At 60.7% G+C, this 7,667-nt stretch carries 7 protein-coding genes; 6 read left to right on the forward strand and 1 reads right to left on the reverse strand.

What is annotated here, in order from left to right:
- Nucleotides 1-265 precede the first annotated feature (265 nt).
- Entirely contained in the window at nt 266-610 is a 345-nt protein-coding gene (locus JO015_14410; GenBank protein ID MBW0000291.1) for a hypothetical protein, read from the reverse strand.
- A 164-nt stretch (nt 611-774) separates the two neighbouring features.
- Here JO015_14410 and JO015_14415 point away from each other — a divergent pair, with 164 nt between their 5' ends.
- The 6 genes from JO015_14415 to JO015_14440 all read left to right on the forward strand — a co-directional run bounded on the left by JO015_14415 (nt 775) and on the right by JO015_14440 (nt 6,861).
- Entirely contained in the window at nt 775-1,062 is a 288-nt protein-coding gene (locus JO015_14415; protein MBW0000292.1) for a hypothetical protein, read from the forward strand.
- Between the two features lie 302 nt (nt 1,063-1,364).
- Entirely contained in the window at nt 1,365-2,321 is a 957-nt protein-coding gene (locus JO015_14420) for a sugar ABC transporter substrate-binding protein (protein ID MBW0000293.1), read from the forward strand.
- A gap of 218 nt (nt 2,322-2,539) precedes the next feature.
- Nucleotides 2,540-3,835 carry a sugar ABC transporter substrate-binding protein gene (locus JO015_14425; protein ID MBW0000294.1) on the forward strand — a complete coding sequence of 432 codons (1,296 nt, stop codon included), beginning with the start codon at nt 2,540-2,542 and terminating at the stop codon, nt 3,833-3,835.
- 128 nt (nt 3,836-3,963) lie between these two features.
- Nucleotides 3,964-4,836 (forward strand): sugar ABC transporter permease, encoded by an 873-nt coding sequence (locus JO015_14430; protein ID MBW0000295.1) that lies wholly within the window; start codon nt 3,964-3,966, stop codon nt 4,834-4,836.
- Nucleotides 4,837-4,859: 23 nt separating this feature from the next.
- The gene (locus JO015_14435) at nt 4,860-5,681 is read left to right on the forward strand and encodes a carbohydrate ABC transporter permease (GenBank protein MBW0000296.1); all 822 of its coding nucleotides are present in this window, start codon (nt 4,860-4,862) and stop codon (nt 5,679-5,681) included.
- 121 nt (nt 5,682-5,802) lie between these two features.
- Complete coding sequence (locus JO015_14440) at nt 5,803-6,861, forward strand: Gfo/Idh/MocA family oxidoreductase (protein MBW0000297.1); 1,059 nt, start codon at nt 5,803-5,805, stop codon at nt 6,859-6,861.
- The last annotated feature ends 806 nt before the right edge of the window (nt 6,862-7,667 follow it).

Genomic DNA, 7,667 nt, shown 5'->3' on the forward strand with positions numbered 1-7,667 from the left:
CGAGTGACGAGTAACGGGTGACGGGTGTCGGGTGTCGGGTGTCGGGTGTCGGGTGTCGGGTGTCGGGCACGAGCTTGGGGAAGCGGCGCCAATGTCAAGCTTGTAATCCCTCTTCCCGCCGTGGTCGCCGTGGCTCGCCGTGCTCGCCGTGTTCGCCGTGTGAACTCTTACGTTGTGCCCGCCAAACCCGCCGCGCCCGCCGTGTGACCGTGTGAACTCTTACGTTGTGCCCGCCAAACCCGCCAAACCCGCCGCTGTGCAGGGTTCAGAGGCGGCTGGTGGGGTACACGATTGCTATGCCCGTATGAGGGTACTGCCAGAAATCAGGCTCCTCGACCGGCGTTTGATCCGTGAGGATCACCGCGGCCGCGCCGAGGCAAGCCGCCTCGCTTTGTATCCGCCGGTAATTGTCCGCCGGAACCGTGTTACGCCCGCCGGGAGATGAGACCGTGCCGACCATGAAATAATTGCGTGCAGGTGGGCTCGAGTAGATAACCACCTGGTCCGCGCATCCTTTTTTCTCCGGCGGAAAATCCTCCCACCACTTCGAGCAACAACCTCCCAAGGCGAGCCCTGCACAGACGGTTCCGATCGCAAAGGTTCTGGCCACAATTCACCTTACCAGACGGCGTGCCGGTGCGTCCAGGGAGTCTGCCGTCAGCACACCCTGCATGGCTTCGGGTATGGCTAACGCCGTCACATCTCCGGAAAGTACGAGCTTGTTCTGAGAAATCCTGAAACTTTGCCGCCCGGAATGCTTAGGAAAGCGGTGATATGAGCGTCCTTTCCGCGCCCGGTTCGGCGAAAGCGGGGTCCCAGGCCGGGACTCCGGTGCGCTCCCCGCGTACGTCGATCGTTCTGGCCGAACTGGCCCGCCAGCGCCGGTACCGGCGCCGCCTGCGCCGCCTCAAACGCCTGCGTCGCCGCGGCGCTTGGGGCCGCCGGTTGGCTTGGCTCATCGCTTTCGGCCGGAAGTCGCTCGACGTGGCGCGCACCAACGCGGTGCCCTGCTTCTTGCTGCCCGTCGGGATCATCCCGCTCGTTTACCTGGTGATGCGGTGATCCCGCCGAACTCCGCGTGCCGGCCGCCACCCGGACTCGTCAACGGTCCGCACACAGCGCTCCCGAACGCTGCAGCCCGGCCAACAATTGTTGCTTTTCCGTTTGACAGTTCTCCCCCTCCGATAAGAACGTTGCCAGATTAATTGCCCGGTGGCGTTCTGACGACGATACCGCGCCAATTGTGTCCCCCCGAATGCATGCGAGCAGTCGTAACTGCCTTTCGTTTAACCTCGTGTCCCCTCGTTTTCCTTCACCCTGCCGCGGCGAAAACTAACCAACCCCCGTTCCCTCCCTCTACGACAATGACCAGAAATCCCTTTATGACGGCTTGCCTGATGGCCGGATGCGCCGCCTTGTTGGCCGCCTCGATGCCCACGGCGCAAGCAAAGACCGAAAGGCTGGCCCTCAACGTGCCGAACATGGCGTTCCCTTTCTTCGCGTTCATGCGCAACCAGGCCAACGACGAGGCCAGGAAGCTGAAAGTGGACCTGTTTCTCCAGGACGGGCAAGGCAGTTCGCCCAAACAATCCAGTGACCTGCGCACCACCATAACCCAGGGTGTGGACGGCATCGTGCTGGTGCCCAACGACGTTCACGCGCTGGTGCCCGCCGTCAACGAAGCCCTCCAGGCCGACATCCCCCTGGTAACGGTGGACCGCCGGGTGGTCGGCACCAGCAAGCCCGTCCCACATGTCGGGGCGGATAATGTGGCCGGTGGCCGCGCCCAAGGGGAGTGGGTGACCAAAAAGTTTCCCAATGGAGCTAAAATCATCTTCCTGCGCGGCGAACCGGGATCCAGCCCGGCCATCGATCGGGCCGAAGGTTTTTACGCGGTGATCAAGGCGGCGGGGGACAAGTACAAGGTGCTGGCGGATCAAACCGCCAACTTCCACCGCGACCAGGGGATGACCGTGACCCAGAACCTGTTGACCTCTCTGGGAACCCCGCCGGACGTGATCGTCAGTTCCAATGACGACATGGCCTTGGGCGCCGTCTCCGCCCTGCAACAGTCGGGTGCGTCGAAGGGCAAGGTCGCCGTAGTCGGCTACGATGCCCTGCCTGAAGCGTTGCAGGCGATCCGTAACGGGGATATGTCGGCCACCGTGGAGCAGTCGCCCGGTAAGCAAGTGCGGACGGCGCTCGACGAGTTGGTAGGCTTCATCCGGGACAAAACGCCGATGCAGAGCGTGTCGGTTCCGCCGTTTATCGTGGACAGCTCCAACCTCGACAAAGCTGAGCGGATCGACGAGGCCAAGTAGGACGATCCAGGCTCGGCGCGAAACCAGGGACCATTCCGGTGAGGACGGTCTTGCGGTCGAAGAGTGGCGGGAGGGTGATCGGACCCTCCCTCTTCTGTTTGTCCGGCATAACGCCCGCCGGCTGGCTCCCGGGAGGCCCTTGCCCGTTTTCCGCCTGCGACCCGATGTTGACGCCATTCATCCCCGCCAGCGTCCCCCCAGCATCCCTTACTGATCCCATGAAGACCCCCACAAAACTGCGTCTGCCGAAAACACGCCCCTTCGCCTCCCTGGCGGTGGCGGCTGCTGCCGCGTTCGCCGGCATCCTTACTGGCCAAGCCAGGGAACACGTCGACCTCCAGTTCTGGGACATGATCTGGGGACCCGCGGAATACATCGATACCGGTAAAGCGCTCGTTGCGCAATTTAACCAGGAACACCCCGACATCACCGTCACTTACCGTTCTATCCCTTGGAGCAACTGGTATCAGACCTTCCTGACGGCCATCGGTTCGGGCACAGCCCCCGACCTGAGCACAGGGGCCGGTTACCAAGCGGTTCAGCTTTACGATCAGGGAGCGATCCTGCCGATCGACGACCTGATCAGCGCGTGGCAAGCCAATGGGAAACTGAACGATTTTCTGCCCAAAACCGTCGACACGCTTCGATACGACAACCACTATGTGGCGCTCCCGTGGGCCATCGACATCCGGGTCTGGTATTATCGCAAGGATCTGCTCGAGCAGGCGCACATCCAACCTCCGTCCAATTGGCAGGAGTTCAAGTCCGCCGCGCAGGCCTTGACCAACGACAAGGCGGGCCAGTACGGGTTCGTGGCCTGCGGGGATACGCTTGGGTCGCAGTGGGTGTACACGCTGATGCTTAACAACGGGGGAGGCCTGTTCACCCCGGATAGAAAACCTGATCTGGGTTCCGACCGAAACCTCGAAGCGTTGCGGTTCTTGTCGGACCTGGTGCAAAGCCGCGTCGTCAACCCCGCCAGCGCCGGTTATAAAGATGACGATGCGGTTAGCGGGTTCAGCCAGGGTACGGGTGCGTTGACGCTTTTTCCGCCCGGCCTCAGCGGCCGTTTGCCGAAGATTGCCGATAAGATCGGGATCCTGAAACCTTTGACCGGGCCGCACGGCGATCAAGGCACAATCTTCTGGGTCAATAACATCATGTTATACAAACAAGGCAAGCACCCTGCCGAGGCAAAGGCGTTTCTGGAATGGTGGTCCGAGCACGAGAAAGATCTCTGGACCAAAGGGCACGTGACCCAGTTGCCGGTCCGAAAATCGTTCGCCGCCGACCCGTACTTTCAGGAAAATGCCGAAACGAAGTTCATCCTGGAAAATTACGTGCCGGTCGGGAAGACCACCGCCACGCACGCGACTGAGATTTTTCCAAAGCTCAACGAAGTTGAAGGCGAAGGCGTCATGCAAACGCTCATGCAGAACCTGCTGCAGGGCAAAGACGTCAGCGGCTCGGTCAAGGCCGCCTCTGACCGGGTGAAATCGATTATGGAGGATTAAGCCGGCCTGAATTTGCCCCGTCGCGCGGGCAGCCCGGCGGGTTGCCCGCGAGCCGACGCGGCATTGTTGTTAACGCCATGGCGACCGAAGCCATCCGGAGCCCCAAGGCTGCCGCCGGACCGGCATCCATGCCCATCAGGCGCAAGGCGCCGATCCAGTGGTTGCCTTACCTGTTGCTGCTGCCGTCGCTCGCCCTCGTCGGCGTGATCGAATTTTATCCGTTCATCAGCGGCGCTTCGTACAGCCTGCACAAAGGCAACCTGTTGAACACCGGCGCCTTCGTCGGATTGCAGAACTACCAACGCCTGTTTGGCTCCACCGATTTCTACCATTCGCTCTGGTTCAGTTTTCTTTTTGCGTTCTTCAACGTCCTGTTCAGCTACCTCATCGGCTTGGCGTTGGCGCTGTTTCTCAACCTGGACTTTCCCGGGCGGGGCCTCTGCCGCGTGCTCCTGCTCCTGCCCTGGATCGTGCCGGCCGTGGTTTCCATCGTGAGCTGGAAATGGTTGATCGCCGACCGCGGGGGGCTCGTCAACGTCCTCCTTGGCGATCTTCACCTTGGGCCTATTTATTTTCTGAGCGAGAGCGGGTGGGCCATGGTAGCCGTGATCGTCATCAAGATCTGGCGCAGTTTCCCCTTCATGATGTTAAGCCTGTTGGCTGCACTCCAGGTGATCGACAAGACCTTGTACGAGGCGGCCAGGATCGATGGAGCCAACCACTGGCAGATGTTTTGGCACATCACGATGCCGCACCTTAAGAACATCTCCATCGTCCAGGCGATCCTCATGGTGATCTGGAGCATCAACGACTTTGAAACCCCCTTCCTCCTGACGCAGGGCGGCCCGTCGAATGCCACCGAGAATCTGATTCTGCTCGCCTACCGCTACACCTTCGGACGCAACGACGTCGGCCGTGGCTCGGCCGTCGCCCTTCTCACCCTGGTGGTCCTGACCGTGCTCGCTACCTTCATGATGCGCCAGCAGCGGAAAATCGCTTAACCACGGGAACCGATCAGCAGCGTATGCGCTCAAACCGACGATGGTTGCTTCTCCTGGTGGGCTTGGTAATCATTTTCATCGTCGATTTTCCCATCCTGACGGTCGCCCTCAACTCGTTTCGAACGACTGAAAATATCCTGTCCTCGCGCAGCATCCTGCCCGTCCAGCCGACGCTGGCCAACTATGCTTACGTCAGTACCCGCACGCATTTCTGGGCGTTCCTGGTCAATAGCGCCGTCGTTGCGTCTCTCAGCACAGTGCTGGGGATCGTTTTAGCCGGGTTGGCAGGTTTTGCCCTGTCACGGTTTCGTGCCCGGATTCTGGGGAGCTACAACCAGATGTTGCTGTTGGTGCAGATGTTCCCGCTGATCCTCGCGATCATCCCGCTCTTTATTTTCTTCCGCCGCCTCGGCCTGGTGAACAGCTTTCTGCCCGTTGTCCTGGTCTACACGGTTACCCAGTTGCCGTTTGCCACCTGGATGCTGCGCTCCTATTTCGACAGCATCCCCAGGGACCTGGACGAAGCGGCCATCGTCGACGGCGCCTCGCCGATGCGGGCCTTTGTTCAGATCATCCTGCCCTTGACCCTGCCCGGCATCGCGGCAGTATCGATCTTCTCGTTCCTGTTTTCCTATAACGAGTTCTTTATCTCCAGCGTGTTCCTGCGGGACGAGAACCGGATGACGATGCCGGTCGGCATCCAATCCTTCATGCAGCAGTACGGAACCGATTGGGGCAGCCTCATGGCTTCGGCCACGCTCGGCATGATTCCGACGCTGATCCTGTTTTTCTGCATCCAGCGATACATGGTCTCCGGCGCCACGGCCGGGGCGGTTAAAGGCTGACACCGGGGGAACAACTATGTCGACGCAACGCACAGGAGAACAACAAACCGGCAGCGAACCCGTCGGCCCTGCACCCGGACCTGGGCCTGGGCCTTCGCCGAAGCGGAAGCTCCGGATCGGGATGGTAGGGTGTGGGGAGGTCAGCCAGATCATCCACTGGCCGAGCCTGTACCAGTTGGCGGACCGTTACGAGGTAACGGCCCTGTGCGACGTGAGCCCCGTGATCCTGGAGCAACTGGGCAGGTTCTGGAATGTCCCGGCGCTGACGACGGATCACCGTCAACTGGTCAACCGTGCCGACGTTGATGCGGTGCTGGTGGCCAACCCCAACGCCTTTCACGCCGAGGTCACGCTGGCCGCCATCGCGGCCGGAAAACACGTTCTGGTGGAAAAACCGATGTGCATCAACCACCGTGAAGCCGGCCAGATTATCGCCGCGCAGAAGAGCCGGGGCGTCGTCGTTCAGGTCGGTTACATGCGCCGGTACGCGCCCGCCTTCCTGGGTGCCTGCGAGGCGGTCCGGCAGATGGGCCCGATCAGGTTTGCCCGGGTACACGATTTCATCGGGCTGAACTCGTTGATCATCAACGCCACCTCCCGGGTGATCCGCGATCCGCAGTTGCCGGAATCCCTGAAACTCGACGCGAAGGCGCGCGAGGATGCGCTGGTGGAAGAAGCGTTAGGCGGGAAAGTAACGGAATCGCTAAGGAAAGCCTACACGTTGATGCTGGGGTTGAGCAGCCATGACCTTTCGGCCATGCGCGAACTCCTGGGCATGCCCAAGCGCGTGCTTTTTGCCGCGCAGCGCGCAGAAGGGTTCTACCTGGCGGCTGCGTTCGATTATGGCCCGTACGTCTGCCAATTTGAGACCGGCATCGACCGCATCGCCCGCTATGATACGCACCTGGAGGTGTACGGGGCCGAGAGGCTGGTCCGGGTCCGGTACGACACGCCTTACGTGCGCAACTCGCCGGTCCGGCTCATCGTGACGGAAGCCAACCGGGGAGGGGGGGTGACCGAAATCGACGCGCATCCGGCGTGGGGCGACCCGTTCGTGGAAGAATGGAAGGCGTTCTATGAAAACGTGACCGGGCACCAGGCGCCTAAAACCGATCCGGCCGACTTTGTCCATGACCTCGATCTCTTTGCGGAAATGGCCCGGCTGATGCGGGAACCTTGAATCTTGGAGGGAATCGAACCCAAGTTTATGGCGTTAAGCAGCAATCACACCCCATCACGGTTATCGAGCCTTCACTGATAGAATCATATCCGGATAGTTGGGCAACGGCTGGTAAAAAGCCGGGTTAGACCACATTATGCTCTAGTGATCCTGTCTCTGAAACCTCAATAAATTATTTCTTTGATGTCGGCTGAGGGGGGTGTCGCGCCGGAGGACGCTCTGTAGCGGTTGGATCGGCCTTAGGCCCAACGGGCCGGGGGACCTTATACCATTTCGATGACCATCGAGAGAAAAGGTTGTCTTAGGCCCAACGGGCCGGTAGAACCTAGCCAAGGGTTTACCCTGGGAAGCGGCCCCCTTCCTCGTCGGAGGCCTGAAGGGCCGGCAGAAGGTGTCGTTCGCATTTTCTGCCGCCCCTTCAGCAAATCCAACCCGGCGGGGCGGGCGTTTGTTAGGGAGGGCGTACCGGCGTGACGCCTTAGGAGGGCTCGATCGTGATTTGACGGTTACCCAGGGTAAACCCTGGGCTAGGTTCTGCCGCCCCTTCGGGGCTAAAACCGGCTTAACCATCCTGAGAAGGGGTGTAGGGCTGAGTCGGGGGCGAAACGCCTTCCCAGGGTAAACCCTGGGCTAAGGTCTCCCGGCCGGTTAGATCTAAGACCGTATATACGGTCTGGGAGGTGTAACGCCGGCAGGGCGCTGGGAAGGAAGACGAAATTTTACCTTCATGGCCGCCGAAATGCTGTAACCGCTCCGAACCCAACACGGGGCCGCCATCATCGGTGCACCCTTATCGTGACAGATCT

The organism is Verrucomicrobiota bacterium (genome assembly GCA_019247695.1).
Classification (GTDB): domain Bacteria; phylum Verrucomicrobiota; class Verrucomicrobiia; order Chthoniobacterales; family JAFAMB01; genus JAFBAP01.

What these genes read in the sequence shown, in the direction of transcription:
- JO015_14415 (MBW0000292.1), top strand. Translation starts at nt 775, where the DNA reads ATGAGCGTCCTTTCCGCGCCCGGTTCGGCGAAAGCGGGGTCCCAGGCC.
- JO015_14420 (MBW0000293.1), top strand. Translation starts at nt 1,365, where the DNA reads ATGACCAGAAATCCCTTTATGACGGCTTGCCTGATGGCCGGATGCGCC.
- JO015_14425 (MBW0000294.1), top strand. Translation starts at nt 2,540, where the DNA reads ATGAAGACCCCCACAAAACTGCGTCTGCCGAAAACACGCCCCTTCGCC.
- JO015_14430 (MBW0000295.1), top strand. Translation starts at nt 3,964, where the DNA reads ATGCCCATCAGGCGCAAGGCGCCGATCCAGTGGTTGCCTTACCTGTTG.
- JO015_14435 (MBW0000296.1), top strand. Translation starts at nt 4,860, where the DNA reads ATGCGCTCAAACCGACGATGGTTGCTTCTCCTGGTGGGCTTGGTAATC.
- JO015_14440 (MBW0000297.1), top strand. Translation starts at nt 5,803, where the DNA reads ATGGTAGGGTGTGGGGAGGTCAGCCAGATCATCCACTGGCCGAGCCTG.